Annotated in this window: 29 protein-coding genes; 17 read left to right on the plus strand and 12 right to left on the minus strand. The window is 57.5% G+C overall.

The genetic code is table 11. From position 1 onward, the window contains the following. Positions 1 to 133: 133 nt before the first annotated feature. Positions 134 to 1,081, plus strand: a complete 948-nt coding sequence (locus ACR0BU_RS15160; RefSeq protein ID WP_480736674.1) for an L-threonylcarbamoyladenylate synthase — start codon at positions 134 to 136, stop codon at positions 1,079 to 1,081. On the opposite strand, the gene ACR0BU_RS15165 is transcribed toward ACR0BU_RS15160, so the two are convergent. Next, positions 1,082 to 1,636, minus strand: a complete 555-nt coding sequence (locus ACR0BU_RS15165) for a YqgE/AlgH family protein (protein ID WP_298935384.1) — start codon at positions 1,634 to 1,636, stop codon at positions 1,082 to 1,084. A 145-nt stretch (positions 1,637 to 1,781) separates the two neighbouring features. Here ACR0BU_RS15165 and ACR0BU_RS15170 point away from each other — a divergent pair, with 145 nt between their 5' ends. Continuing rightward, entirely contained in the window at positions 1,782 to 2,597 is an 816-nt protein-coding gene (locus ACR0BU_RS15170; protein ID WP_299080606.1) for a protein-disulfide reductase DsbD domain-containing protein, read from the plus strand. A gap of 4 nt (positions 2,598 to 2,601) precedes the next feature. Next, positions 2,602 to 3,021, plus strand: a complete 420-nt coding sequence (locus tag ACR0BU_RS15175) for an NUDIX hydrolase (protein WP_480736512.1) — start codon at positions 2,602 to 2,604, stop codon at positions 3,019 to 3,021. Here ACR0BU_RS15175 and ACR0BU_RS15180 read toward each other — a convergent pair. The 6 genes from ACR0BU_RS15180 to ACR0BU_RS15205 form a co-directional block, all read right to left on the minus strand. Further along, entirely contained in the window at positions 3,018 to 6,419 is a 3,402-nt protein-coding gene (locus tag ACR0BU_RS15180; RefSeq protein ID WP_480736513.1) for an efflux RND transporter permease subunit, read from the minus strand. The genes ACR0BU_RS15175 and ACR0BU_RS15180 overlap by 4 nt on opposite strands. Positions 6,420 to 6,424: 5 nt before the next feature. Beyond that, the gene (locus tag ACR0BU_RS15185; RefSeq protein WP_299080597.1) at positions 6,425 to 7,873 is read right to left on the minus strand and encodes an efflux RND transporter periplasmic adaptor subunit; all 1,449 of its coding nucleotides are present in this window, start codon (positions 7,871 to 7,873) and stop codon (positions 6,425 to 6,427) included. A 106-nt stretch (positions 7,874 to 7,979) separates the two neighbouring features. Then, complete coding sequence (moaB, locus tag ACR0BU_RS15190; protein ID WP_299888954.1) at positions 7,980 to 8,522, minus strand: molybdenum cofactor biosynthesis protein B; 543 nt, start codon at positions 8,520 to 8,522, stop codon at positions 7,980 to 7,982. Between the two features lie 6 nt (positions 8,523 to 8,528). Further along, positions 8,529 to 9,149 (minus strand): LysE family translocator, encoded by a 621-nt coding sequence (locus ACR0BU_RS15195; RefSeq protein ID WP_480736515.1) that lies wholly within the window; start codon positions 9,147 to 9,149, stop codon positions 8,529 to 8,531. After that, a complete protein-coding gene (locus ACR0BU_RS15200) occupies positions 9,146 to 9,745 on the minus strand; it encodes a metallophosphoesterase family protein (protein WP_480736517.1) in 600 nt (199 codons plus the stop codon). The genes ACR0BU_RS15195 and ACR0BU_RS15200 overlap by 4 nt, the downstream gene beginning before the upstream one ends. Beyond that, positions 9,742 to 10,509, minus strand: a complete 768-nt coding sequence (locus ACR0BU_RS15205) for a uracil-DNA glycosylase (RefSeq protein WP_480736675.1) — start codon at positions 10,507 to 10,509, stop codon at positions 9,742 to 9,744. The genes ACR0BU_RS15200 and ACR0BU_RS15205 overlap by 4 nt, the downstream gene beginning before the upstream one ends. A 140-nt stretch (positions 10,510 to 10,649) precedes the next feature. Between ACR0BU_RS15205 and ACR0BU_RS15210 the strand changes: the two genes are divergently transcribed. From ACR0BU_RS15210 to ACR0BU_RS15250, 9 genes are all read left to right on the plus strand, one after another. Then, positions 10,650 to 10,982 (plus strand): hypothetical protein, encoded by a 333-nt coding sequence (locus ACR0BU_RS15210; RefSeq protein WP_480736519.1) that lies wholly within the window; start codon positions 10,650 to 10,652, stop codon positions 10,980 to 10,982. A 290-nt stretch (positions 10,983 to 11,272) separates the two neighbouring features. Beyond that, positions 11,273 to 12,208 (plus strand): aspartate carbamoyltransferase catalytic subunit, encoded by a 936-nt coding sequence (locus ACR0BU_RS15215; protein ID WP_298935395.1) that lies wholly within the window; start codon positions 11,273 to 11,275, stop codon positions 12,206 to 12,208. Continuing rightward, positions 12,205 to 12,726 carry a hypothetical protein gene (locus ACR0BU_RS15220; RefSeq protein WP_298935396.1) on the plus strand — a complete coding sequence of 174 codons (522 nt, stop codon included), beginning with the start codon at positions 12,205 to 12,207 and terminating at the stop codon, positions 12,724 to 12,726. The genes ACR0BU_RS15215 and ACR0BU_RS15220 overlap by 4 nt, the downstream gene beginning before the upstream one ends. Next, the gene (locus tag ACR0BU_RS15225) at positions 12,711 to 13,097 is read left to right on the plus strand and encodes a hypothetical protein (RefSeq protein WP_299080583.1); all 387 of its coding nucleotides are present in this window, start codon (positions 12,711 to 12,713) and stop codon (positions 13,095 to 13,097) included. The genes ACR0BU_RS15220 and ACR0BU_RS15225 overlap by 16 nt, the downstream gene beginning before the upstream one ends. Beyond that, entirely contained in the window at positions 13,094 to 14,374 is a 1,281-nt protein-coding gene (pyrC, locus tag ACR0BU_RS15230; RefSeq protein WP_480736521.1) for a dihydroorotase, read from the plus strand. The genes ACR0BU_RS15225 and pyrC overlap by 4 nt, the downstream gene beginning before the upstream one ends. Continuing rightward, the gene (gene plsY, locus ACR0BU_RS15235) at positions 14,374 to 14,979 is read left to right on the plus strand and encodes a glycerol-3-phosphate 1-O-acyltransferase PlsY (RefSeq protein ID WP_480736522.1); all 606 of its coding nucleotides are present in this window, start codon (positions 14,374 to 14,376) and stop codon (positions 14,977 to 14,979) included. The genes pyrC and plsY overlap by 1 nt, the downstream gene beginning before the upstream one ends. Further along, positions 14,976 to 15,245: a hypothetical protein gene (locus ACR0BU_RS15240; protein WP_299888967.1), complete on the plus strand. Its 270-nt coding sequence runs from the start codon at positions 14,976 to 14,978 to the stop codon at positions 15,243 to 15,245. The genes plsY and ACR0BU_RS15240 overlap by 4 nt, the downstream gene beginning before the upstream one ends. A 189-nt stretch (positions 15,246 to 15,434) precedes the next feature. Then, a complete protein-coding gene (locus ACR0BU_RS15245) occupies positions 15,435 to 15,908 on the plus strand; it encodes a YHS domain-containing (seleno)protein (RefSeq protein WP_298935401.1) in 474 nt (157 codons plus the stop codon). A 269-nt stretch (positions 15,909 to 16,177) separates the two neighbouring features. Beyond that, the gene (locus ACR0BU_RS15250; RefSeq protein ID WP_298935402.1) at positions 16,178 to 16,711 is read left to right on the plus strand and encodes an outer membrane protein; all 534 of its coding nucleotides are present in this window, start codon (positions 16,178 to 16,180) and stop codon (positions 16,709 to 16,711) included. A gap of 53 nt (positions 16,712 to 16,764) precedes the next feature. Here the strand turns inward: ACR0BU_RS15250 and ACR0BU_RS15255 are convergent, their stop codons facing one another. Then, a complete protein-coding gene (locus ACR0BU_RS15255) occupies positions 16,765 to 17,748 on the minus strand; it encodes a quinone oxidoreductase family protein (RefSeq protein ID WP_480736523.1) in 984 nt (327 codons plus the stop codon). A gap of 191 nt (positions 17,749 to 17,939) precedes the next feature. Between ACR0BU_RS15255 and ACR0BU_RS15260 the strand changes: the two genes are divergently transcribed. Continuing rightward, the gene (locus ACR0BU_RS15260) at positions 17,940 to 18,797 is read left to right on the plus strand and encodes a DUF2189 domain-containing protein (protein WP_480736524.1); all 858 of its coding nucleotides are present in this window, start codon (positions 17,940 to 17,942) and stop codon (positions 18,795 to 18,797) included. A gap of 19 nt (positions 18,798 to 18,816) precedes the next feature. Here ACR0BU_RS15260 and ACR0BU_RS15265 read toward each other — a convergent pair whose 3' ends face one another. Both ACR0BU_RS15265 and ACR0BU_RS15270 read right to left on the minus strand, forming a co-directional pair. Further along, on the minus strand, positions 18,817 to 19,803 hold the full coding sequence (locus ACR0BU_RS15265; RefSeq protein WP_298935405.1) for an NAD(P)H-quinone oxidoreductase: 987 nt from the start codon (positions 19,801 to 19,803) through the stop codon (positions 18,817 to 18,819). Between the two features lie 64 nt (positions 19,804 to 19,867). After that, a complete protein-coding gene (locus ACR0BU_RS15270; protein WP_298935406.1) occupies positions 19,868 to 20,560 on the minus strand; it encodes a COQ9 family protein in 693 nt (230 codons plus the stop codon). Between the two features lie 111 nt (positions 20,561 to 20,671). Between ACR0BU_RS15270 and rpsU the strand changes: the two genes are divergently transcribed. Together rpsU and ACR0BU_RS15280 are read left to right on the plus strand one after the other, a co-directional pair. Next, positions 20,672 to 20,878: a 30S ribosomal protein S21 gene (rpsU, locus tag ACR0BU_RS15275; protein ID WP_005614280.1), complete on the plus strand. Its 207-nt coding sequence runs from the start codon at positions 20,672 to 20,674 to the stop codon at positions 20,876 to 20,878. Between the two features lie 298 nt (positions 20,879 to 21,176). After that, positions 21,177 to 22,277 (plus strand): CAP domain-containing protein, encoded by a 1,101-nt coding sequence (locus tag ACR0BU_RS15280; RefSeq protein ID WP_298935408.1) that lies wholly within the window; start codon positions 21,177 to 21,179, stop codon positions 22,275 to 22,277. 59 nt (positions 22,278 to 22,336) lie between these two features. Here the strand turns inward: ACR0BU_RS15280 and ppk2 are convergent, their stop codons facing one another. Continuing rightward, entirely contained in the window at positions 22,337 to 23,254 is a 918-nt protein-coding gene (gene ppk2 / locus ACR0BU_RS15285; RefSeq protein WP_480736527.1) for a polyphosphate kinase 2, read from the minus strand. Positions 23,255 to 23,551: 297 nt separating this feature from the next. Between ppk2 and ACR0BU_RS15290 the strand changes: the two genes are divergently transcribed. Next, positions 23,552 to 24,391, plus strand: coding sequence for a CPBP family intramembrane glutamic endopeptidase (locus ACR0BU_RS15290; RefSeq protein WP_480736528.1), 840 nt, complete (start codon positions 23,552 to 23,554; stop codon positions 24,389 to 24,391). Between the two features lie 4 nt (positions 24,392 to 24,395). Here ACR0BU_RS15290 and ACR0BU_RS15295 read toward each other — a convergent pair whose 3' ends face one another. After that, positions 24,396 to 24,854: an Lrp/AsnC family transcriptional regulator gene (locus tag ACR0BU_RS15295; protein ID WP_298935412.1), complete on the minus strand. Its 459-nt coding sequence runs from the start codon at positions 24,852 to 24,854 to the stop codon at positions 24,396 to 24,398. A gap of 135 nt (positions 24,855 to 24,989) precedes the next feature. Between ACR0BU_RS15295 and ald the strand changes: the two genes are divergently transcribed. Then, on the plus strand, positions 24,990 to 26,108 hold the full coding sequence (gene ald / locus ACR0BU_RS15300; protein ID WP_480736529.1) for an alanine dehydrogenase: 1,119 nt from the start codon (positions 24,990 to 24,992) through the stop codon (positions 26,106 to 26,108). Positions 26,109 to 26,185: the final 77 nt, after the last annotated feature.

The raw sequence follows: 26,185 nt of genomic DNA on the forward strand, positions 1-26,185 counted from the left end.
GCCTCTGGGTATGTCTAAAAGGATTGCGCAGGTGGGCTTGGATTCCGTGTCCTACGCCGGTATTCATCTGTGCTTTGATGAATTACCTACCCTTCCCTATGTTGCAAGCAACCAAAACGCGGCGTCACCAGACATGATCCCCACCACACTTGACCTGACAGCCGACCCACAAGGCATAGCACGTGCCGCAGATCTGCTGCGGCAAGGCTTGCTCGTCGCCTTTGCAACCGAAACCGTTTACGGCCTGGGAGGAGATGCCCGGAACGGACTAGCCGTAGCTTCGATCTACGAGGCAAAGGGACGGCCCAGCTTCAACCCGCTGATTGCCCATGTCGCTTCGGTTCAGGCAGCACAACGGTTTGTAGAGTGGTCCGATAAGGCTCAAATGCTGGCGGATGCCTTTTGGCCTGGTCCTTTGACGCTGGTCCTGCCGCTGCGGGAGGGGAGCGGAATTTCAACTCTGGTCACCGCAGGGTTGGATACTTTAGCTGTCCGTGTGCCTGCGCACCACACGGCCAGAGCCTTGCTGGCAGAGTTCGACGGCCCGGTGGCTGCGCCTTCGGCCAACCTGTCTGGTCAGATCAGTCCCACGACAGCCGAACATGCACGTGCGGGTCTTGGCGGGCGCATTGCCGCGATACTGGACGACGGCCCGTGCGGTGTAGGGCTCGAATCCACAATCGTTGGCCTAGCGGAAGAACCAACCTTGTTGCGCCCTGGTGGCGTCGCTCTGGAACAGATTGAGGCGGTTCTGAATGCCCGCTTACACCTGCACCAATCCGGCGACTTGCTGACCGCCCCGGGCCAATTGCAATCTCACTATGCTCCGGACGCGCCGGTTCGGTTGAACGTGCGTACACGGCAGGGCGATGAAATCCTGCTTGGCTTTGGTTCTGTTGAGTGCGATTTGAACCTGTCCACAAAGGGTGATCTGACCGAAGCGGCATCAAATCTGTTTGCCGCATTACACAAGCTCAACGAAACTGGCCGCCCGATTGCCGTGTCCCCTATCCCGAACACTGACCTGGGCGCCGCAATCAACGACCGTTTGCACCGCGCCGCCGCGCCGCGCGACAGCTGATCAGGCGCGACCGGCGCTAGCCGACAGTGTCAACGGATCAACACCAAGCGTCGCCAAAGCTGCCGCCCATTTTTCGTCATCCGGCACATCAAATACAAGATTCGATGTCGCCTCGGTCGTTAGCCAGCCATTCATTCCGATTTCGTCTTCCAACTGATCAGGCCCCCACCCGGAATACCCCAACGCCAGCATCGAATTCAGCGGTCCGCGCCCCGAGGACAGATCTTCAAGCACATCCAGCGTTGCTGTCATGCTGAAATCCTCGGATATCTGCATGGAATGCAGATTGGCCTCATAATCTGCACTGTGCAGAACAAAGCCGCGCGACATTTCGACCGGACCGCCGAAATGGACCAGTCTTTCACCAACCACAGGGATTTTGCACGCGATGTTCAGCTGGCCCAGCAGCGTTTTAATGCGTAGATCCGAGGGCTTGTTGATGATCAGCCCCATTGCACCATCTTCGCCATGGCTACACATATATACGACCGAGTGATCGAAGCGCGGATCACCCATACCAGGCATCGCAATCAACAGTTTTCCGGTCAGGTCCATGGTCGGGCATCTCTTGATGTGTACCCTTCAACAATGACCCTGCGGCATGTGGATTGGCAAGGGAGCAACGGGTATTTCGCCAGATTTCATTCAAGTGACCGGAACGTGACTTGGAATCCGGCGCTGTACCGCGCATTTATAGGCTATGAAAACGTTGATAGGATCCACTGCTGCCGCTGCTTTGACGGTCTGCCTTTGTCTTGCCGCCCCCGTTTCGGCACAAGGCTTGGATGGCGTCGTTCAGCTGGACGTTCTCGATGGGGGGCGTACGGCCAAAGGCACCTATCTGGGTGCACTGCGCCTGACGTTGAAGGACGGGTGGAAAACCTATTGGCGCGCGCCCGGCGATGCCGGAATCCCGCCACAGTTTGATTGGACCGGATCGCGCAATGTTGGCGATGTCTCCATCACCTGGCCTGCTCCCGAAATCTTCGATCAAAACGGCTTGCAATCCATTGGCTACGAAGATCAACTGGTCCTGCCGGTCGAAATCACGCCCAAGAACCCTGCCAAAACCGTGCACTTGCGTGGCGAGATGGATTTGGGCGTATGTAAAGATGTCTGCATCCCCGAACGGCTGGACTTCGATCATACTCTGGATGCCGACGCAGGGCGCAATCCGGCCATAGCGGCCGCGCTTGCACAGCGTCCGTATTCCGCCCGTGAAGGGCGCGTGTCCAAGGCCAGCTGCCGTCTGACACCGACGGCGGACGGAATGCAGATCGAAGCACGCGTTACAATGCCCTCAGCCGGAGGGCGCGAGGTTGCTGTGATTGAACCCGGCAACCCGGCGCTTTGGGCATCGCAACCGGATACGGTCAGGCAGGGCGATACCCTGATCGCCCGGTCCGAGATCATCAATGCCTCTGGTGCACCCTTTGCGCTGGACCGGTCCGAAATCCGGATCACCGTACTGGGTGCAAAGCACGCAGTGGACATCAAAGGCTGCAGCGCCGGTTGATTGCATGACACACACACCCAAGATCGGCGCTCTGGCCGTTGTTTTGCATCAGGGCCAAGTCCTTTTGGTGCAACGCAGCAAACAGCCCGATGCGGGTCTGTGGGGGTTTCCCGGCGGCCACGTCGAATGGGGGGAAACCGTGCTGCAAGCGGCGCAGCGGGAGTTGCTGGAAGAGACCTCGGTCACCGCACACCCATCCCACTATCTGGACAATCTCGACCTGCTGCGTTGGAACGATGAAGGTCAGGTCGTATCCCACTATCTGCTGGTCGGGGTCGCATGCGCATATCGGTCGGGTGAACCAATCGCCGGTGATGACGCGCTGGATGCCCGTTGGTTTTCCATAGAACAGATAAGAAATGGGGACCTACTGATGAGCGACCGGGTTGTTGACCTGTTAGAACACGCTTTACGCGTAAGTTAAGCGCTGACCCGGCCTCTCAAACGAACGTAAACCAGACCTGACATCACGACGCTCAAAATCACAATTGGTATCGCTCCGGCAAGAAACGCGCCAAGGCCCATTTGCAAAATAGCTGCACCATCATCACCTGGATATAGGCCCGACAACAGCCCGACCGGCGCATCCGCCACCATCGGCCAGACCATCGTCAGACCGAACCAGACCATTAGCACCAGACCGGTTCCGGCAAGCGCCCCCTGAACCACCCGATCCGGGGCCCGCATCGCGCGCCGCATCGCCGTCATCGGACGTGAAACGTCGTTCAGAATGGCAAGCAATGCAGGCACCAGAACCAGAACCAACAACATCCCGAATCCAAGTCCGTAAACCAGCGTAATGACGGTTGGTTTGAGGAATTGCGCCTGTTGTGAGCTTTCGTACAGCAGCGGCGTCAAACCCAGAACTGTTGTTAGTGTCGTTAACATCACGGGCCGCAACCGGTCTGCCGTACCTTCGACAATGGATGGCACCAGACCACGTTCCTGTTGATAGCCGTCGATGGTGGTCACCAGAACGATGGAATCGTTGATGATGATCCCTGTCATGCCCAGCAGGCCCACAACCGTAAACATACTCAGCGGCACGTCCCAGATGTAGTGCCCCCAAATCGCGCCAACCAGACCGAACGGAATGATAGCCATCACCACCAATGGCCTGCTCCAACCGGCAAAGACCCAAGCCAGTACCAGATAGATTCCAGTGAGACACAGGATCAAACCAGTGGCCGCCTCGGACAGGAACTCATCTTCTTGTTCGCTCAGACCCGCCACACGCCATTCCACCTGACGTTCCGAGGCAATCTTCGGCAGGATTTCTTCGTTCAGTGCACGCTCAATCTCGACCGCGCGTGTGGGATCGTCTTCGGAAATGTCGCCGTTCACTGAAATCACCCGCAGACCATTTTCGCGCCGAACCGTCGAGAACCCCGATTTGCGCTCGACCGAAACGATGTCGGCCAGCGGCACATAGACCCCGTCTGGCGTTCGCATCAACGTTCGTTCCAGGAAGTCGGCGGTCAGCTCACCCTCGGGTAGTTCTACGCGTATCTCTGCGCTGCGTGGTCCATCCGGGAAAGTCGCAGCCTCGATCCCGTTCAAGCGGTTGCGCAGCACACGGCCCAGCGTTTCGATCCGGAAGCCCAGCGCCTGGCCCTGCGCCGTCAGGTCCAGAATGTATTCTTCCTTGTCATAGGCCAGATTGTCTTCCAGCGCCGAGACCTCGGTGTATTTCGACAGCTCAGTTTGCAAATCCTCGGACGCGGCCTTTAGCGTATTTACATCAGCGCCGTAGAACTGCACGTCAATCGCATCCCCACCCGGACCCGAGCGCCAGCCACGGAAGGTCAGCAATTCGACCTTGGGATGACGCGGTACGAAATCCTGCAACTCTCCTACAAACTCAAAGCTGGAGTAGGGGCGCAGGTCGGCATCGATCAATTCGATGGAAATACCACCCAGCAGATCTTCGTCTTTGCCTTCGGCTGCAGACAATCCAAACCCGGCGCTGCCGCCAACCTCGGCCAAAACATAGTCGATCGGGTTACGACCATGGCGTTCTTCGTAGATCCGGCCCAGCTCATCCGTTGCGCGCTGCAATTGTTGCATCATCTCAAGCGTATCGGACCGGGTCGCCCCTTCGGCCATGATGAAATTTCCGGTGACCGAGCCTCGTTCAGGCGCATTGAAGAAACGCCAGTTCACATCCCCGCGAATGAATAGGGCAATCTGGCTGGCCAGGATCACGACCATCAACGCCACGACCACATATCGCGCCCAGACGACCCATGCGATGAGCGGGCGGAACAGATGATCACGCACCCATCGGAAGCCCCGGTTCACTACGCGGTTGGGCAGGTCGTACCAGTGCTCCTTTGCAGAATGCGCGATGGCATGTGCCATGTGGTTTGGCAGGATCAGGAAACACTCGATCAGCGAGGCGATCAGAACCGCGATCACCGTGAACGGAATATCGCGGATCAATTCGCCGAACCGCCCACCAACAAGGGTCAGGCCGAAAAAGGCGATTACCGTTGTGACAGTGGCCGCAAAAACCGGCATTGCCATGCGTCGGGCGGCGCGTTCAGCCGCAACCACCGGAGGTTCGCCCAAACGGCGCGCGCGAAAATCGGCGTGTTCGCCGACAACGATGGCATCATCGACAACGATGCCCAGTGTTATGATCAGCCCGAACAGGGACACCATGTTGATCGACAGACCACCAAGATACATCAGTGCAATGGCCGCGGACATGGCCACTGGAATACCGGCAGCAACCCAAAACGCGATCCGGGCATTCAGGAACAAAAACAGCAGGCAGACAACTAGCCCAAGTCCCACGAGCCCGTTGTCGATCAGGATATCCAGCCGGTCGGTAATGGCCTGAGCCCGGGTTCGGATCAGTTCAACCGAGACCCCCTCGGGCAGGCTGGCCTGCATCTCGGCCACGACGTCTTCGACCGTGTGTTGGATGTCGATGGCATCGCCCTGGTTCGATCGGTCAACTCGAATGGACATGGCCGGGTCATCGCCAACAAAATAGCTACGATTGCGATCGACCCCTTCAACGCGGATCTGCGCCACGTCACCAACAAACAACTTGGACCCATCCGCAAAACTGCGCAGCGCGATCCCTTCTATTTCTTCCGGCGTACGTTTTTCTGCCCCCGTACGGATACGGGCATTGGCACCGGTCACATCCCCGGCCGGGTTGGCATTAACCTCGGCGGATACGGCGGATGCGATATCCGACATTGCAATATCGTTGGCGATCAATTGCGCTGTCGGTACCTCGACCACCACGCGGGGGGCGGCAATGCCCCGGATCGTCGTGCGGGTGACCCCCGCTGCAAACAACCGGTTTATCAACTCATCCGTGAAGTTTGCCAGCTGATCCGGTGCGACCGGCCCTGTCACAACCACATCGGTCACCCGGTCACGCCAGGCACCACGCCGGATCGTCGGTTCTTCGGCGTCTTCGGGCAGGTTGGTTACCCCGTCGACGGCCGTTCTGACCTCTTCCACTGCACGGGACATATCCCAGTTGGGCTCGAACTCCAGCCTGATGCTGGCTGACCCTTCTCGTGAGGTTGTATCCGTGCTGGCCACCCCTTCGACCGCCAGCAACGCGGGCTCCAGAACCTGGACGATGCCATTGTCTACATCCTCGGGGCCTGCGCCGTCCCATTCAACGCTGACATCAACGCGTTCAAGTATGACGTCCGGAAAGAACTGCGCCCGCATGTTCGGGATCGCTGCGGCACCCAGAACCAGCATCACCAGCAACAGCAAGTTCGCCACGGTGCGGTGTCGGGTAAAGTAGCTTAGGACGCCACCCGCCGCGCCGGGTATCTCGCGCATCATGGCGCCTAGCCCCCTGCCCGGTTTTCAATGCGCCGCACCAATGAGGCGGGGACTTTTGCCTCGCTTAGCTGACCCAGCACCTGCGTTTTGACGTCCCGTGGCATGGCTTCGCTGGCTTCAACTTGGGCGACCAGTTCCGCACGTTTGGCGTCCGTCAGTTCCACCATCTCAGCGTCAGCGCTGGCCTCAATCCTCAGGGGGCGCACGCGTACGCCAGCACCCAATAGGGGCGTTCTGCCAATGACCACCTCGCGCCCGTCCAACCCTTCACCGCGCAGCAGCACTTCGTCGCCTTGTCTGCGGATCAGAAGCACGGGCAAAGCCTCAAGCCGGTCATCCGCACCAAGCACCAGAATCGAGCCTGAGGCGTCGAGAACCGAAGAGGGCAGACGCACAACCGCCTGCAGCGGTTGTTCCTGGACAGTCACGGTTACAAAATCACCCGGCTTGAACCCCGAAGCGCTGTCCAGACGGGCATAGATCAACCGTCCGGTCTGCCCCTCACCTGCCGAGCCGCTATCGCGGCTGATACGTCCCGTTGCTGTCAAATCAGTACCAGTGACTTCTAATGACACAGCGACAGGGGCGTTCATCAGCGCGCCAGTGTTGTCCAAAAGCCGAACATACTGCGCGGTCGAGACCCGAAAGGCCACTTCCAGAGCATTGGGATCCACCAGTTCGGCCAGTTTTTCATTGGCCGCAACCAATCGCCCTTCGACAAGGGTCACGTCTGTCAGCGTTCCACCAAAACCGGCGCGAATTGTCATGTCGTCCAGATCGCGCTCGGCAGCCTCAAGAGCGATGCGTGCCCTCGCCAGCAGAGTCGTCGCCTGATCCACCCGGGATTCCGCTTGCGCCAAAGCGATACGGCGTGCCAGCACGGATTGCTGGGCAGAGGCCGCCGTAAGCTCGGCTTCTTCGACGCTTGCGGTCGCCCCTACGCCCCGAGACTCCAGATCGCGTTGTCGCTGCAGGGCCCGCTCGCGCAGATCGGCCTGCGCCTCGGCGGACTTTAACTCGTCCTGCGCCAGCAGCAGGGAACGTTCGGCGTCCCGTTCTTCGAATTGGGCATCCAGCAGATCGGACTTGGCGCGATCCAGTGCAGATTGCGTATCCGCCGGATCAAGTTCGACAAGAATTTCGCCCTCAGTCACAGACCCGCCATCTTCAAAATCTTCGGCAAGGGAAACCACACGCCCGCCAAGGGCTGCACGAAGTTCCAGGCGGCGGCGACTCTGCACCTCGCCAAAGGCTTCCAGATAGGGGGTTACAGTTTCCAGTTCAGCGGTTCTGAGTGTGACGGCGAACACGCGCTCGCGTGCTTGCGGCTGCGTTTTGTCGCGTGTCAGCACATCCTGCATCGCACCAACGATCATCTGAACGGCAACAAACAGCAGGGCCAGCGTCAGGGACGCCAGAAAGACACCGACAATACTCTGCCGTAGAAATCGCATTAATTACTCACCCCGGTTGCGTCAGGCTGCCTTCCGCAAGATGTAGCTGAAGCCGGAAAAATGCCAAGCCACAATGCGGTTACAAGGTATTGAACGTATGACCAGTCTACTTCCGTCGCAGATGTTCGTCCAATCTGGGCATTATCTCTACAAAATTGCAGGGGCGATGCCGGTAGTCGAACTGTTTTTCCAAAATGCCATCCCAGGCATCCTTGCAGGCGCCCGGGCTGCCGGGCAGCGCAAATAGATAGGTACCGCCAGCCACCCCACCTGTTGCGCGGGATTGTACCGCAGAGGTGCCAATCTTCTCCATCGACAGGATGGTGAAGACGGTGCCGAACGCTTCGATTTCCTTCTCGTAGACATCGCGGTGTGCCTCTACCGTCACGTCCCGGCCGGTCAATCCTGTTCCGCCAGTCGAGATCACGACGTCTATCTCCGGGTCGGCAATCCAGATGCGCAGTTGATCAGCGATCTGCCCACGCTCATCCCGGATGATCTTGCGGTCTGCGATCTGGTGACCTGCAGACTGGATGCGGTCGACCAGGGTCTGACCTGAACGATCTTCGTCCAAAGACCGCGTGTCAGATACCGTCAAAACGGCGATGCGGACGGGGATGAACTGCAGGGACTCATCAATGCGCGACATGTGGTGTCAGGCCCTTTCCATGATGGCCAGCCGGATCGCCAGAGCGGAGAAAATGCCCCCGGTGATCCAACCCATGATACGCGAGGCGCGCGGGTTCGAGATCAGGACCTTTCCTGCGCCTCCGGCAAAGATGCCAACCAGACCGTTCACAACAAACCCGCCCAGCGCGATGATGATCCCAAAGGTCAGGAATTGCAGCAGAATCGATCCTGCAGCGGGATCTACGAATTGAGGGATGAAGGCCAGAACAAACAGGATGACCTTGGGATTGGTCAAGTTCACAACCAACCCATCCCTATAGGCAAATCGGGTGGCTTTCGCTGGCCCGTCCGCCGTCACAGCTCCGTTCCGAATGGCACCCCAGGCGAGATACAACAGATACGCGACACCCATCCAACGGATCACATCAAACAGCCACGGCATTGTGGCAACGGCTGCGCCCAGCCCAAGACCTGCGAGCAGCACGTGAACCAAGGACCCCGTCGAGACACCGGCACTGGCGGCAACGGCGGAATTACCACCCGACCGAAGCCCTTGGCCAAAGCAGAACATCATATCTGCTCCAGGCGTGAAATTCAGCGCCAAAGCCGCAGGTATGAAAGCCAGAAAAGTGACCGTCTCAATCATGAGGTAACCTCGAACCAATTCACTTTCGGGCCAAGGTTGGCAATATGCGTCCGGCCGATCAAGCCGCGATACCCCCAACTATCGTGGATATGGCCGCAGAAGGCAAAACCCGGTTGTATCCGTTCGATTGCGTCGCGCACGGCGACAGACCCAACCGAGAAACCCTGCGAAGTTGCATCACCATGACCTTTGGGCGGTGAATGCACTACCAGGATATCAGCGCCATCGCACCGATCCAGCATCTCGGCAGCGTCCGCTTCGGTCAGATCACAAGACCAGTCACCAAAGGGCGTAACCGGGACCCCGTACCCTAGACCAAACATGCGCACGCCATCGAGGCTCATACCTGATCCGTGCAACACATGCACACCCTCAGGCGCGGCATCGGTCAGTTCTTCTGCACTTTCAGCGTTGCCGGGAACCAGAACCAAGGGCACAGAGATGCCCGACAGCATCTGCATCGCCTCATCCATACCCTGCCGCATATTGCAATAATCCCCGGCCCCGATCACCAGATCTGCATCTGCACTTGCCGCAACAATATCGGCGGCCCGATTTCGCGCCATGTGAAGATCGGAGAAAGCCAAAACTTTCATCTGTTCCCTTTCAAATGCGCCTTGAGGTCCAGCAAATCCGCCCAGGCTTGCCGCTTCATCTGCGGTTGACGCAGCAGATACGCGGGGTGGAACATCGGTATAACCGGCAGGTCCATCGCCTGATCCCACTGCCCACGCAACCGCGTGATTCCGCGTTTGCCCAACACGGCCTGACAACTGATATTGCCCATCACGACCAGCACATCGGGCTTTGCCAACGCGACATGCCGCTCCAAAAACGGCTTCATCATGCCGATCTCTTCCGGTTTGGGGTCTCTGTTCTGCGGCGGCCGCCATGGCAGAACGTTGGTGATATAAACATTCTGCGTGCGATCCAGATCAATCGCTGCCAGCATCCGATCCAGCAATTGCCCGGCGCGACCGACAAAGGGCTTGCCTTCGCGGTCTTCATCCCGCCCCGGCGCTTCGCCAACAATCATCACGCGCGCTCCGGGCGTGCCGTCGGCGAACACCAACTGCCGCGCGCCGCGTTTCAATTCGCAATGCTCGAACGCGTCCATAACCGCACGCAGCTGATCCAGCGAACCGGCACCCTTGGCCGCCGACTTCGCCACCGCAACCGGGTCCACCTGCGCTGGTTTTTCCGGGGCAGCTTGCCGGTGTGCAGGTATTTTCGCCTTTGGTGCAGTATCGGGCAGCGCGTATCGATCCACCGGGACATCCCCGATCGCATCGGTTGCGCCCAATTCGATCTGCCATTCCAGCAACGCCTGCGCGGTATGATAATCCTTAGCCGATTCCATGCCGATCAATCTAACCACCTTTTGACTGAGGGAAAGCGAATTGGCCTTGCCTTGGCACTCGGTCGCACCGACCATCAAGACAGTCATGCCGCCGTTTTTGCGAATCCTTCTGATAACACTTTTGCTCACCGTCTCAGGTGGTGGGCCAGTTTCGGCCACGTTTCACAACACGCAAGGCCAATGCAGAGCCGGGCAGTTTCAATGCGGCAGCCGGTGCTGTTCTGGCGGGCAAAGATGCAGTTTCGATGGTCATTGCATCCGCGCCGGGGGTACCTATTGCGGAGGCGGACGCTCTTGTGGCCCCTTTGAGCGTTGCGTTGCTGGGGGAACCCGCTGTGCGCCGATCGGAGCGAACAAATGCACATCTCGCCTTGATTGCCCCGGTGGCAGTTTCTGCAACGGGCGCGGCGAGTGCGAACGTACCACACCCGAGTTTGATCCACGCCCTGCTACAAAGTGTTCAGATGGGCTAACTTGCAGAGGTGGATCGTCCTGCCTGCCCGGTGGCGGATGCTCGCGCCCGGGCTGGTTTTTATGCGAAGAAACCGGATCGCAATGCCGGCCCGGGTTCAAGTGTTCGGAACATCAAGGATGCGTGCCGATCAAGGCCATAGACTGCGGATACGGAAAATGGTGCAAACCCGGCGAGCAATGTCTGCCTGAAGGCGGGTGCGAAACGCTGCCAGAACGGACAGAACCTTAGGTTGCCTCGGGACGCCTGACTTCCTATAAGCGGCCCGATTGTCGGACAGGAGCCCGCCCCATGCGTTTTGCCCATCGTCACCTTCTTGGCATCGAGCATCTGTCCCAATCCGATATCACCGCCATCCTTGATCTGGCCGAAAAATACGTCGATCTGAACCGTCAATCGGCAAAGCACTCGGATGTGCTGGCCGGGCTGACGCAGATCAACATGTTCTTTGAAAACTCGACCCGGACGCAGGCCAGCTTTGAGATTGCAGGCAAGCGGCTGGGGGCAGATGTGATGAACATGGCGATGCAAGCCAGCTCGATTAAGAAGGGCGAAACGCTGATCGACACGGCGATGACCCTGAACGCGATGCACCCCGATTTGCTGGTCGTTCGGCACCCGCATTCCGGCGCCGTGGATCTGTTGGCGCAGAAAGTTAACTGCGCTGTGCTGAACGCAGGCGACGGGCGGCACGAACATCCAACACAGGCCTTGCTGGATGCATTGACCATCCGCCGTGCAAAAGGGCGCCTGCACCGTCTGAACATCGCCATCTGCGGCGACGTCGCACATTCGCGCGTCGCGCGGTCAAACCTGATCTTGCTGGGCAAAATGGAAAACCGCATCCGCCTGATCGGCCCTCCGACACTTGTGCCATCCCAGTTTTCGGAATTCGGTGCCGAGATCTACGACGACATGAACGAAGGTCTTCAGGATGTCGATGTGGTGATGATGCTACGTCTTCAGAAAGAGCGGATGGACGGGGGCTTTATCCCCTCAGAACGCGAATACTATCACCGTTATGGGCTCGACGTCGCCAAGCTGGCATTGGCCAAGCCTGACGCCATCGTCATGCATCCGGGTCCGATGAACCGCGGGGTCGAAATCGACGGTACCTTGGCCGACGACATCAACCGATCCGTCATTCAGGAACAGGTTGAGATGGGCGTCGCCGTGCGCATGGCCGCGATGGAACTGCTGGCCCGAAATCTGGGTGAGGCCGCATGAGCGATCTGACCGTCTCTCCTCAGGAACACGGTGTGCTGCGTCTGTTTTCTCTGGATATGCGTCCGGAGGAAGCAAAGTTCCTGCGTGAACCCGGCGCAGTTGATCAGGTGCTGGGGGTCGATGATCTGGACCCCGGACAGATCGACATCTTCCCTACCTCGGACCTCGAAGACCTGGGGCTGTTCGGCTACCTGAATGACGGATGCGGTGTGTCAGCGGACCAGCTAAACCGTGACGAGCTGGATGCCGTAGACGGATGGGTCATGGTAGTGCGCAGCGCGGCGTTCAAAAAAAAGGCCGCAACGCTGGAACCAGACCCGCGCCTACATTTGATTGGCGTTTTCACCGAAGACGTCACGAACTGGACAGGCGGCGTTATTGAAACGGACAGCGCAAAACCATACTCGGCCCCGCGCACCGAACCCAATGATAGCGAAACAACCAACCGGGTCGGATCCGCGGTTTTGGCGCTCGTCATTCTGGTGATTGTTGGGGGTGCCCTATGGCTGATCCTGTGATCTTCCAAGCTGACAAAAGCGCCTATGTCCGCACCAACGCATGGCTTGCTGCTGGCGCTATGGCGGCGGCCATGATCGTGCTTTGGCTGATCGGGAACCCATATGTCTGGACCGGCGCACCGGCCGGGCTTGCCGCCATCGGATTTCGCGCATGGTACTTGGCCTCGGAAGAATTGGTGGCCAAGTGGGAAATGACCGAAACAACCCTGACTGGCCCCGGCCCGCGTTCAGTTGCGTTGGACCAAATTGAGGCGGTCAACATAATGGGCAGCTTTGTTCAGGTCGTCACCAAAGGCGGCGACAAACACCTGATCAAGTATCAGGCTGACCCCGCCGCCACCAAGGCCGCTATCGAAAGGGCATTGCCATGAACGATCTGATCTTCACCAATGCCCGGGTGATCGACCCTGAAGCTGGCTCTGACAATCTCGGCTGGCTGCATGTCGTTGACGGTCGCATCAAGGCGGATGGTGAGGGCGAAGCACCGGCTTTGGATGCGGAACTCATTGATTGTGGAGGAAAATGTCTGGCGCCCGGCATCGTCGATATCGGCGTGAAAGTGTGCGAACCCGGTGAACGGCACAAGGAAAGCTATAAATCGGCGGGCCTTGCCGCCGCTGCAGGCGGGGTGACCACTATGGTAACCCGTCCCGACACCAGCCCGCCAATTGATACCCCCGAAACGCTGGAATTCGCCACGCGGCGCGCCCAGGCCGACACGCCGGTCAACGTGCTGCCAATGGCTGCGCTGACAAAGGGCCGCGAAGGGCGCGAGATGACCGAGATCGGTTTTCTACTGGATGCGGGCGCGGTTGCATTTACCGACTGTGATCACGTTGTTGCCAACACCAAGGTCTTTTCGCGCGCGTTGACCTATGCACGATCCTGCGGCGCTTTGGTCATCGCCCATCCTCAGGAACCGGGCCTCAGCGCCGGAGCAGCTGCGACCAGCGGCAAGTTTGCGGCCTTGCGCGGGCTGCCCGCCGTTTCCGCGCGGGCCGAGCGTATGGGACTGGACCGCGACATCGCCCTGCTGGAAATGACCGGCGCCGCCTATCACGCAGACCAAATAACAACCGCCCGTGCCCTACCTGCCCTGGAGCGCGCCAAACGAAACGGGTTGGACATCACTGCTGGCACCTCGATCCACCATTTGACCCTTAATGAGTTGGACGTGGCGGACTACCGCACTTTCTTCAAGGTCAAGCCGCCGCTGCGGTCTGAGGACGATCGGCAGGCCGTGATCGAGGCTGTACGAACCGGTTTGATCGACACAATCAGTTCGATGCACACACCACAAGATGAAGAAAGCAAACGCCTGCCTTTTGAAGAGGCCGCCTCGGGCGCTGTCGCGCTGGAAACACTCCTGCCTGCAGCACTGCGCCTTTACCATGCCGGTCAGTTGGACCTGCCGACGCTGTTCCGTGCCATGGCCCTGAACCCGGCCAAACGGTTGGGACTGGAAAGCGGTCGCCTCTCGGAAGGGGCGCCGGCTGATCTGGTGATGTTCGACCCGGATGTCCCGTTTGTACTGGACCGGTTCACCCTAAAATCGAAATCCCAGAACACGCCGTTTGACGGTCAGCGGATGCAAGGTAAAGTCGTTGCAACCTATGTTGCCGGCAAAGAAGTCTACCGGAGAGCCTGATGCCCCTGATCGACAGTACAATAACGCAGCTGATCCTATGGGCCGTTCTTGGCTATCTTATGGGGTCCATCCCATTCGGCATGATCATCGCCAACGTGATGGGTCTGGGCAATTTGCGGCAGATCGGGTCGGGCAATATCGGCGCCACCAATGTTTTGCGCACCGGCAACAAGGCGGCAGCTGCGCTAACCTTGCTGTTTGACGCAGGCAAAGGCATGGCGGCGGTATTGCTGGCCCGTACCTTTGCGGGCGACGATGCAGCGCAAATTGCGGCCCTGATGGCCTTCCTGGGCCATTGCTTTCCGGTTTGGCTTGGTTTCAAAGGCGGCAAAGGGGTTGCAACCTTTCTGGGAATCTGGCTGGCGCTGGATTGGCGCGTCGGTGTCGCTTGCTGCCTGACATGGCTGGTTGCAGCCGGGTTCTGGCGAATTTCGTCCGTCGGCGCACTTGGGGCGGCAGCTTTGTCAACAACCTGGGTTGTGTTGCTGACGGATGGATCGGCCTTCTTCCTTGGGATCATTCTGACAATCTTGGTTTACTGGCGCCACAATTCCAATGTGGCCCGCATCAAAGCCGGAACAGAACCAAAAATCGGAAAATCGTGACACCGTCAGACGCTTTTCTGACAGCATTCCTGGCACTGCCGATTGGCACGTTCACTGGCACCTCGGCACGTCGACGCTATGTTGTTACACGGCAGGTATTTGCCCAAGGAAAATCCCACAAACTTGTCGCGCATGAGCTTGGCGGCAACGACTATATCAGCCTGAATCTGTATCATACCCAAAACAGTGGGATGCTGCTGCGCCCATGCGAAATGACCGCACGCAAGGTGACCGAGTTCGTTATAGCACTTGAGCCAGACAGCTGACACACCCTGCGTTTTTGAACATGCACTCTTCACTGCTGCACATTCACGATTGATTGCTTTGAACGTGATCCGGCCGCTTCCCACCTGAGATTTTGTGACGGCAAATTACCGGCCGCACTGGACAAAACCCTGGCGTCATCAGTTGCAATTTCAGCGACACACGGTGACCCATTCACGAAAGGTGAAGCTATGAATACGTTTAAATCTCTGGTTGGCGGCGTCGCGCTGTCTGTTGCAATCGCGACTTCGGCCCTGGCCGCTGGTGTTGAAATCAACGCAAGTTCGACCGGGTTGGCCATGCAAGGGTATGACCCCGTTGCCTATTTCTCTGAAGGCGAAGCCACCAAAGGGGACTACCGCATCACCACTCTGCATGACGACGCGATGTATCGCTTTTCATCGGAAGAAAATAAAGCCGCATTTGAGGCCAACCCGGCAGCCTATCTTCCGGCCTATGGCGGCTATTGCGCCTTCGGTGCCGCGATGGGTTTCAAGTTTGACGGCGACCCTAACCACTGGAAAATCGTCGACAACAAACTGTATTTGAACCTGTCAAAAGACATCCAGGAACGCTGGGAAGGCGACATCCCGGGCTTTATCGAACAGGCCAGCGCAAACTGGACTGACATCGCCGACAAGGATCCGGCGGAATTGCAGCAATAATCCGCTGAAAACCATGAACATGTCGGCGGCGGAGTGTTCCGCCGCCGCACCTCATTTGAAAGCATGATGTACCAAACCTATCTAGTCTGGAAACAAGCGTCCTCTTGATGTGGATGCAGACCTCCGAAGGCAATCGGAGCAGCCGAGACTCGGGTCGGAATACAAAAAACATCAGTGATCCGGTTCCACGACCGGACCGTAGAAGTTTGTAGATGCACGCAGGTGAATTTGGCCGTGCAGTTGGGAATTTTGATCGAAAGGATAAACAGATGACAGGAAAATTGGCACTCGTCACCGCCGTCGCGACTTTGGTAGCAGGATCTGCGATGGCGCAGTCTTCGGGCAACTGGACAGGTTTTTATGGCGGTGCCCAGATCGGGTATGCCGACATAGACACCAGCGCGTCTGGCGTCGACGGAGACGGGCTGATCGGTGGTATCATCCTGGGCTATGACTATGACCTAGGGGATTGGGTTGTTGGCGGTGGTTTTGACTATGACTGGTCCGATGTTGACCTGTCTGGCGCTGCAACGGTCGAGAACGTCTGGCGCCTGAAGGCACGCGCAGGCTACAAAGTGAACCCGCAGGGTTTGCTGTACGGAACCGCCGGCTATGCCGAGGCAGATACCGATACTCTGGGCAGCGACGATGGCTGGTTCATCGGTGCCGGTTACGAACAGATCGTCGCCCCCAATATCAGCATCGCTGGCGAACTGCTTTATCACGAATTTGATGACTTCAATTCGTCAGGTATTGATGTGGATGCGACCACATTCCAGATCAAGGCAGCCTATCGGTTCTAAGTTCCTAGCTGCCATGAAGATCGACCCGGCGTATCGCGCCGGGTCTTTTTGTTTCAGACGTCCAGAATAGTACTGCCTGTGGTCTGTCGCGCTTCAAGCGCGCGATGCGCATCGGCGACCTGATCCAAAGGGAAACGCTGATCAATATGTATCTTGACCTCGCGCCCTTCGACCTTTCCAAACAAACGCCGCGCCATCGCCTGACACACCGCGTGATCGGCGATATGCGTGAATAGAGTTGGCCGCGTGATCTTGAGCGATCCTTTCTGACCAAGAACACCGATGTTCACCGGCGGAACCGGGCCAGACGCATTGCCAAAGGAAATCATCATACCCAACGGTTTCAGGCAGTCCAAAGATCCTTCGAACGTATCTGCCCCAACCGAATCCATAACCACATCGACACCTTTACCGCCTGTGATCTCGGCCACGCGCTCGGCAAAATTTTCTGTCCGGTAGTTGATGCAATGCGCAGCACCATTGAATTGCGCCAGACTGCATTTTTCATTCGTACCTGCGGTTCCAATCAGGGTGATGCCTTCGGACTTCGCCCATTGGCAGGCAATCAATCCCACACCTCCGGCAGCCGCATGGAACAGGACGGTATCCCCCCGTTTCAGCGGAGTTGTTCGGTGGAACAGGTATTCGACCGTCAGGCCCTTTAACATCATCGCGGCTGCGGCATCGTATGAAATACCATTCGGCAGAGGGCAGACCTGCGCAGCGGGCATCACCCGGGCTTCGCAATACGCACCGGATGGGGCCGCAGCATAGGCAGCGCGTTGACCCGGCTCCAGATGGATCACGCCTTCGCCCACAGCCTCAACCAGACCGGCAGCTTCCATGCCAAGTGCGTGCGGTAGATCCAGCGGATAAAGGCCTGTGCGCTGATAAACATCGATAAAGTTCAACCCGCAGGCATGGTGACGAATAAGAACCTCGCCCGGGCCGGGTTCGCCAATCGGCTGGTCTTCGATCTTCAGGACCTCTGGCCCGCCGAATTCATGAATGACAACCGTACGCGATGTTTGCGGCATGCTGACCTCCTCGTGTCTGATCCTACGCTAACATGCCTGCAAGATGGGGCAATCAGATGATCTTGCGGTGTTGATCCCGATATCCGGCAAATTGTGGTATACTGGTCCCAAGTGTTGCCGGCTGGACCGGCCACGGGCAACCAGAGCCGGATCCATTCCGCGGCGCAGAAATCGCCAGGAAAGGGATGAAAATGGCTAAAACAATCGGAAATCCGATCAGCTGGGCCGCCCAGAGTCTGGGGGCGACAGGTGATCACGTTTCGGAAAGCGTTTCCCGGATCGGCAGTTCGGATACAAAACAGCTGCCCATGGTCCAAACACTCACCCTGCAGGACTTGCGTGCCTGTTTGAGGGCCGGATACCACGATTTTCTCGAAACACGGGCAGACGCGATCTTTATCGTATTGATCTACCCGATCGCCGGGCTGTTGATGTTCGGATTCGCATTGAACATGAATTTGGTGCCATTGCTGGCGCCACTCGTCGCGGGGTTCGCCCTGATCGGCCCGGTCGCTGCGGTAGGATTGTACGAGATCAGCCGCAAGCGTGAGCAAGGCAGCGAGGTGCATTGGCTGGACGCCTTCGGCGTGTTCCGATCACCGTCCTTTGGCGCCATCCTTGTGTTGGGGTTTTATCTTGTGATGCTGTTGCTCATCTGGCTGATGGTCGCGCAGAGCATTTACGTTCACACTTTAGGCCCGGAACCACCCACATCCTTCGCTGCATTTGCCACGCAGGTTCTCACAACCGGAGCGGGGTGGACCATGATCCTGTTCGGCACGGCCGTTGGATTTCTGTTTGCCCTATGCGCCCTGGCCGTTAGCGTCGTCAGTTTCCCGTTACTGCTTGATCAGAAAGTCGGTCTCCCGGTTGCAGTGGTGACCTCGGTCCGCGTGCTGCGGCACAATCCCGGTGTTATTCTGACCTGGGGTTTCATCGTCGCAGCCCTGCTGGTGATCGGTGCCATCCCGATGTTGCTGGGACTGATTGTGGTTATGCCGATATTGGGTCATGCGACCTGGCACCTGTATCGACGCGCAGTCGCCTGACCCATCCGTTTGACCAGGGTTACCCCGATACGTTCAGAACGATCTTTCCGATGTGACCAGAGCTTTCCATCCGGGCGTGGGCTGCAGCCGCATCCGACAGATCAAACGCACTGTCCATCACCGGCGCAACTTTGCCAGCCTCCAGCAACGGCCAAACGGCCTCCTGCAGATCCTGGGCAATCTGAGCTTTCGCCAGATCACTTTGCGGCCGCAATGTGCTTCCCGTGAGCGTCAGGCGTTTGACCATCATCAGCGCAAAGTTCAACTCGACCATCGGACCTTGCAGAAAGGCTATCTGCACCAAGCGTCCGTCCTCGGCCAGAGCCTTGACGTTGCGAGGGATGTAATCGCCACCGACCATGTCGAGAATCAGATTCGCCCCCCCCTCGGCCCGCATGACCCCAACGAAATCCTCATCGCGATAGTTGATGGCCTTTTCGGCTCCAAGATTGACACAAGCCTCGCACTTTTCATCCGACCCAGCAGTGGCAAACACCCTTGCGCCAAATGCGTTGGCCAACTGGATCGCGGTCGTTCCGATCCCGCTGGATCCGCCATGGACCAAGAAACGTTCGCCGGCTTTCAAACCACCGCGCGTAAAGACATTGGACCAGACGGTAAAGAATGTCTCGGGCAGACAGGCGGCTTCTTTGAGGCCCATGCCTTGCGGTACCGGCAGGCAATGCGCAGCCGGAGTAGCCACATACTCGGCATATCCACCGCCGGGCAGCAGGGCGCAAACTTGGTCGCCAACAGACAGGCCTTCGACCCCCGCGCCCAAAGCAACAACTTCGCCCGACGCTTCAAGGCCTGGCAGATCACTCGCACCGGGCGGAGGATCATAAGCGCCCGCGCGTTGCAGTGCGTCGGGTCGATTGACTCCGGCATACGCGACTTTGATAACCACCTGCCCTGCCCCCGGTTCGGGCGCGGGTCTTTCGGTCAGCTGTAAAACATCGGGGCCACCCGGCTTGGTAATCTCAACGGCGCGCATCATCTGAGTCATGAGCAAATCTCCTTTGCTCAATGCCTAGCAGGCATCCGAACAGAGGCCCAGATGGAACGAGGTTCTATTTTCGCGGGTTGAGCAATCCGGGCAAGTCGGCCCGCATCTTCATCGGAGCTTTCACCTGGCTTGCCAGCCAGTTGGGCACCGCAAGGAAAGGCTTGAACAACGGGTTGTCCCTCACCTGCGCTTTCAATTTCTCAAATTGCATGACGTCATCGATGCGGCGGTCCAGAAACTCCCATGCCCGCTGATGGTCGGGGCTGTCATCGCCCAGCCAGAACAACAGGGTGGAGGAATACACGCCCGACAAAGTTGCACGCTTGGTATACCAGTTCACATCATCCGACGTATCACCCAGCGCGTCCCATATCATATCGCAGGTCTGCCACACGGCCTTGGCGCCTTCGCCCGCATGCATCGGCAGGGAAAACAAGGTCATCCCACGACGCACAAGTTCCTTATCTTCGACCGCCTCAAGCCTATAGCGCACGGCAGCAGCGATTTTTTCCCGGAATTTAAGGCCGCTCATATCTTCGGTCTTGATCCGTTCCAACATAACCGCGTCACCGCGAGCGTGATAGGCCAGCGCCAAATCGACTGCCCCGCGTGGGCAAATGGCACGTGCCAAACCGTCCTCGAGATCACTGTCTGTGATTGCAGCGCGAAAGCTTGTTTCAGACCAGCCGTCGAACGGAACATGGTTCAAAATGGCGTTCAACAACTGCTGTTTGGCGTCTTCGTAAGTAACGGTCATGGTGGTTCTCCGGTTCTCGGACCCAGTACTAGACAACATAGGGGCGCTTTGCTATACGGCCAACTCCTGCAATTTCCTTGCAACTCTATCTAGAAAGGTGGTGACAACCACATGCAGGTTAGTGTTCGCGACAACAATGTCGATCAGGCGCTTCGTGCCCTGAAGAAAAAGCTGCAGCGCGAAGGCGTGTTCCGTGAAATGAAGCTTAAGCAACATTTCGAGAAACCGTCCGAGAAAAAAGCGCGCGAGAAAGCTGAAGCGATCCGCCGTGCCCGTAAATTGGCACGTAAGAAAGCACAGCGCGAAGGTTTGCTCTAAGAGCTGCCTGACTCGTCCAGCTTTGGATGACACTATTTGACGACCCCCGAGGCATCGCCCGGGGGTTTGTCGTTTTTGGGACCGGATACAATCCGCCGACTCGGCTTTTATACGTGCGACAAGCTGCCATTTTCCTGTCAGCGGCATTTTGCCCGGCATTTTGCAGCGCAACGAATCCCGCGGCGGTAGCACTGCGTCGCCAAAATTCGCGCGATAAACGGACCTCCCTATTTCTCTCGACATGCTCACTTCTAAGTGGCCGCGTCCACAAGGACACAACCATAAAACGGAGGCACTTATGTCGACTGCAAGCACGTTCGAGCGTGAAATGCTCGCGCTTATCAATCAGGAACGCACATCCCGCGGGCTTGATCCGCTGCAACTTGAGACCCGGCTGAACGACTCATCCGAGGATCACAGCGAATGGATGCTGAACTCGGACACATTCAGCCACACCGGATCGGGGGGCTCCTCGGCAACTCAGCGTATGCAAGATGCCGGGTTTGACCTGTCGGGAAGCTGGCGCACCGGCGAAAACATTGCCTGGCAATCTGAACGCGGTGCGCCTGGCATCAACGATGACGTCGTTCAACTGCATCAGGGTCTGATGGACAGCCCCGGTCATCGGGCCAACATACTGAACCCTGATTTCAAGTACATCGGAATCGGCATCGAAACCGGTGACATGCAGGGCTATGACGCCGTCATGGTCACACAGAACTTTGCCAACACCGACGGTCCTGTGATGCTGGACAACGGCAATGCCCCCACAGCACCCGCGCCCACAACCCCAACCGAGGAAGTCGCTGAGCCGGAAGAGCCAGAGGTCGAAACTCCGGAAACTGGGGTGACGGAAACAGAAGAGCCAGAACCCGAAACCCCCGCAACGGAAGAACCTACAGTGGAAACTCCGGAGACGGATGTGACCGAGACTGAGGAGCCGGAAGTGGAAACTCCTGAGGTTGAAGAGCCCGAAACCCCTGACACTGATGTCACAGAGACCGAGGAGCCTGAAACAGAAACCCCGGAAACCGAAGAACCTGAAACGCCGGGCACCGACGTCACCGAGACCGAAGAGCCCGGGGAAGAGACCCCAGAAACAGACGTGGTCGATGCTGGTGAACCAGAACTCGCCTGTTTCGATGTTCAGGCTTTCCTGGATGAACTCACATCATTCATCGAAGGGCTGCACACACAGTTGGATGAATTCAACTGGAACACCACCCAAACAGCGGCAAACGATGCGGGTGACACGGATGCCTTCGAGATGGTTCCGCGGTCAGGAACCAATCAGGAAGAAGAAGCGACGGCAAACGATGTGGACATGGTCACGGACGATACCTGTGACTTCTATATGTTCAACACGTTCAGCTTTGACTGCATGATGGACGCCGCCTGATCAGGCGCTCCGGTGCGGGGCAGTAGCTTCTGCCTCGCACCACCTTAGGCCGTTTGCTGTCAGTAGATTTTAGGCACATACAACTCGTCGGGCAGGATGCGACGCTCGTATTCCGGATTGTACCGCCGATCCGGCAGATTAACCTTTTCCTGCGGAACATCGTCATACGGAATTCTCGTCAGCAAGTGTTCGATGCAATTCAATCGCTCGCGCTTTTTGTCGTTGCCTTCAACAATGTACCAGGGTGCCTCGGGGATATTGGTGCGAAATAACATGTCCTCTTTGGCTTTAGTATAGGACTCCCAACGAATGCGAGACTCCAGATCCATCGGCGACAGCTTCCACTGTTTCATCGGATCGTGAATACGCATTAGGAATCGCAACTGCTGTTCTTCGTCGGTGATCGAGAACCAGTATTTCAGCAGGATGATCCCCGAGCGCACAAGCATTCGCTCAAACTCGGGAACGTCTTTAAAGAACTGCTCGACCTGATCCTCGCTTGCAAACCCCATCACGCGTTCGACCCCGGCGCGGTTGTACCAGGACCGGTCGAACAACACGATTTCACCCGCCGCTGGCAGATGCGGCACGTAGCGCTGGAAATACCATTGGCTCTGCTCACGACGGCTGGGCGCAGGCAGGGCGACAACACGTGCAACACGTGGGTTCAACCGTTGTGTGATACGTTTGATCACCCCTCCTTTGCCCGCGCTATCGCGCCCTTCGAACAGAATGCAAACCTTTGCGCCCGTGTGCTGAACCCAGTCCTGAACCCGGATCAATTCAGCCTGCAGCCGCAACAGATTGCGAAAATAGACCTTGCGATCCAACATGTCTGGATGCTGTTCGCGATAGATCTTGCGAACCTCCATCGAAAGCATGGGTTCGCTGAATTCAATCTCAAAATCTTCGTCCAACGTGTCTTCAAGCTCGGCTTCGAGCCAGTCTTTGGGGGCGCCATTGTTTTCGTATGCCAAGGTCTGCTCCTTCTCAGTCATCGGGTTCGGACCGTACCGGGTGTGTGTAACTGCCTGATGTCATCTGATAAAATGATGTCACCGCAATGCCCCGGCTTGACCGGATCGAACCTGCAAAGCACTTTCGGCACTGGGGTAGCTGTGCCGTATCCGATTGAATGTGAACGTCTCGCCCTGTGGATACAAGCGTTAGAATCGACGCATTGCATGGGCATTACCGCTATAGATCAAATTCGCGTCTTGTGCTGAGGTGCAAATGCGCGGCATCACAGCCGGACTCCAATCAATGAGATGGGCGTGACGCAATTTCTCTCTCTCCTGCCTGAAATCTGGCCTTGGCTGATCCTGATCACGGCGCAATTGGCGGCATTCGCGGGGCGATCCGCCCTAGGCCTGTCGCTATTGGCTTTGTTCGGGCTCGTCTCTTTGATCATCGGGCTGATGTCACCGCTGGCAACTGCACTTGTGGGTGTTGGTTTGCTAGGTGCGTTCCACCTCCGACACCAATCAGGGTGGCTCGCCGCCATCGGGCATATTGCACTGATAATTTGGTGTTTGGCGCTAGGTGCGCATCTTTTGCCCGGGTTCAACAACACACGTATTCTGGATCAGGTGACGGCAGGTGCCGGCAGCTCTACTTTCACGATGTTCCTTAACGTCGACAAGCCAATGGTGTTTTTTGCGGTCCTGCTGGTCTGTCCGGGAATGTTGAACAGCCACCAAAGAACACGCATCGCGCCCCTTGTACTTGGAACCGGACTGCTCCCGCTCTTGTTCGCTTTGGGGCTGTATGCCGGAGCCGTACGACTTGAGTTTGGCCTGCCGTCCTGGTGGTTGATCTTTGCCTTCTCAAACCTGTTCCTGACTTGCTTGGCGGAAGAGGCGTTCTTTCGCGGCTATCTGCAGCCGGTGCTAGGGTCAAAGCTAGGGACGGCTGGCGGGATCGCTGTCGCCAGCTTGTTGTTTGGTCTTGCTCATATTGGCGGCGGGCTTGAGTTGGTGGTTTTTGCAACGCTTTTGGGCGTGGGGCTTGGGATGGGTTACATTGCAACCGGTCGTCTATGGGTGCCTGTAGCGATGCATTTCGGGTTCAATTTCCTGCATCTCGCCCTCTTTACGTATCCCGGTTCAGTCTAAGACATCAGACCGGCAAAGCCGTGGTTTTGAAAACTGTACGCAGAGCGAAAGAACTTTGCATCTGAGCAACCCCTGGCAACCGCGACAGATACTGACGGTGAATACGGGCAAAATCTTCGGTGTTTTCAGCAACCACTTTCAGGATATAGTCCGCCGTTCCCGCCATCAGATGGCATTCCAGCACATCCGGAATACGCGCCACGGCCTTTTCGAACGCTTCCAGAACTTCCTCGGCCTGCCCTTGCAGCGTGATCTCGACAAACACGGTTGTTGGAACATTCATTTTTCGGGCATCAAGCAAAGCCACGTAGTTGCGGATATACCCATCAAACTCCAACCGCTGCACACGGCGATGGCATGCTGATGGTGACAGATTCACCTGTTCGGACAATTCCGCATTCGACATGCGGCCATTTCGCTGCAGGGCGGCCAGAATCTTACGATCCGTCGTATCCAAGCTCATTGACGCACATCCATTGCAAGAAGATTAGCTTCTACGGGATATTCTTTCAAAAGTCAGCCCAAAGGCACGTTTTGTTTCACAATAATTGCGCTAAAAATGCTCATAATTTAGGCAGTTTACAAACGGAGACCACAAATGAAAATCGGTTGCCCCAAGGAAATCAAACCTCAGGAATTCCGCGTCGGCATGACCCCTAACGCTGCTCAGGAAGCGACTGCGCGCGGTCATGAAGTGCTGATCGAAACCGGAGCCGGGATCGGCGCAGGCTTTGAAAACGAGGCCTATGTCTCGGCCGGAGCGCGCATTGTGGACACCGCAGAGGAGGTTTTTGCAACGGCCGATATGATCGTGAAGGTCAAGGAACCACAAGCGGTAGAACGCAAGATGCTGCGGGAAGGGCAATTGCTGTTCACTTATCTGCATCTGGCCCCCGATCCGGACCAGACGCATGACCTGATCGAATCCGGATGCACGGCGATCGCCTATGAAACCGTCACAGATGCCAGTGGCGGTCTACCGCTGTTGGCTCCGATGTCCGAAGTTGCAGGTCGGCTTGCGCCTCAGGTCGGTTCTTGGACCCTGCAAAAAGCCAATGGCGGTCGCGGCGTGCTGATGGGTGGCGTTCCTGGTGTGGGCCCCGCCAATGTCGTGGTCATCGGTGGTGGCGTCGTCGGCACTCACGCAGCCAAGATCGCGGCCGGTATGGGCGCGGACGTCACCGTGCTGGACCGTTCGCTGCCACGGTTGCGATACCTGGATGATGTTTTTGGCGGCCTGTTCAAGAACCAATATTCGACCGCTGGTGCAACAGCCGAACTGATCCAGACCGCTGACATGGTTATCGGTGCGGTGTTGATCCCCGGCGCTGCAGCCCCAAAACTGGTCACCCGTCAGCAGCTTTCCACTATGAAGCCAGGTGCGGTTTTGGTGGACGTCGCCATTGATCAGGGCGGTTGCTTTGAAACATCCCGGGCCACGACCCATGCCGATCCGATCTACGAAGTGGATGGAGTGATGCACTATTGCGTTGCCAACATGCCGGGGGCGGTTGCGCGCACATCTACAATCGCATTGGGCAACGCGACGATGCCCTTCATGCTGTCACTTGCGGACAAAGGCTGGAAACAGGCGTGTCAGGACGACCCGCATTTGTTAGCGGGTCTAAACGTTCACGCCGGTAAGTTGACCTATTACGCTGTCGGTAAGGCGTTGGGCATCGATGTCGTCTCACCAAGCGTTGTCATCAAAGCCTGAAAACCTCCCGCCTGTGAAATGCCCTTTTGACAAGGGCTTTTACATTAGTGGGGGTGGCGCCGCACCAAAGGTGCGGC

It is taken from the genome of Ruegeria sp. CK2 (genome assembly GCF_056536585.1).